Below are 1,145 nucleotides of genomic sequence, written 5' to 3'. Positions count from 1 at the left end.
ATCTAAAGGTTAACTCTGATCAGCCGGGTATAATTTATGCAGCAACCAGAAAAGAAGTTAACAGAATTTATGAGCTTTTAGAGAAGTTAAACTATCAGGTTGCCCGCTATCATGCCGGGCTTTCAGATCAGGAAAGAACAGAGGCTCAGGAAGCTTTTATTTATGATAAAATCCAGCTGGTTGTAGCCACAAATGCTTTTGGGATGGGAATTGATAAGTCAAATGTCCGTTTTGTAATTCACTATAATATGCCCAAAAATATGGAATCATACTATCAGGAAGCCGGTAGAGCAGGACGAGATGGGGAGCCTGCAGATTGTATTCTACTTTATGCTCCAGGTGATAAACATATCCAGAAATTTTTAATTGATCAGGTTGATGCAGCAACTCCCAGGAAAGAAGACCAGTTAAAAAAACTGCAGCAGATGGTTGATTACTGCCATACCAGCAGATGTTTGCGCTCCTATATTTTAAAATATTTTGGTGAAAAAGAGGTGCCTTCAAAATGTGCTAACTGCAGCAGCTGTAATGATCAGCGCCAGCTGCAGGATATTACAGTTGAAGCTCAGAAAATTTTATCCTGTGTTTACCGCCTAGATCAAGGCTGGGGAATTACTGTAACTGCAAAAGTTCTTGCAGGATCCAAAAGCAAAAAGATATTAGAGTCTAAATTTGATCAACTTTCAACCTATGCTATTATGTCTGACTATACAATCAAAGAAATTAAAAACTTAATTAACCTATTAATTGCAGATGGATATTTGAGCCAGTCAGGAGCTAAATATCCGCTTTTAAAACTAAATCAGAAATCATACCAGGTCATGCAGGGTAAACTGGAAGTTGAAAGAAGAATAGAAGCTAAGCAGCAGCGGGTCAGTGAAGATAGCGAGCTTTTTATAATCTTAAAAGATTTGAGAAAAGAAATTGCAGAAAAAGAGGGAGTTCCCCCTTATATAATTTTCCATGACAGCAGTCTCAAAGATATGTGTAGACTATTACCTCAAAGTAAAGAAGAGATGCTTAAAGTAAGCGGAGTTGGGGAAGTGAAATATTCTCGTTATGGTGAGAAGTTTTTAACCGCTGTTAAAGATTATTCTTAGCTTTATTTACCTTATTTTAATATATAAATTTAAATTATTGGTTTT

The 1,145-nt window shown here is 36.5% G+C and carries 1 protein-coding gene; it reads left to right on the top strand.

What is annotated here, in order from left to right:
- The coding region (locus CI949_RS20725; protein ID WP_290769936.1) for a RecQ family ATP-dependent DNA helicase at positions 1-1,100 on the top strand (1,100 nt) is incomplete at its 5' end.
- Positions 1,101-1,145 lie beyond the last annotated feature (45 nt).

The sequence above is a fragment of the Halanaerobium sp. genome, assembly GCF_003070835.1.
This window is presented reverse-complemented; position numbering and strand designations above follow the sequence as displayed.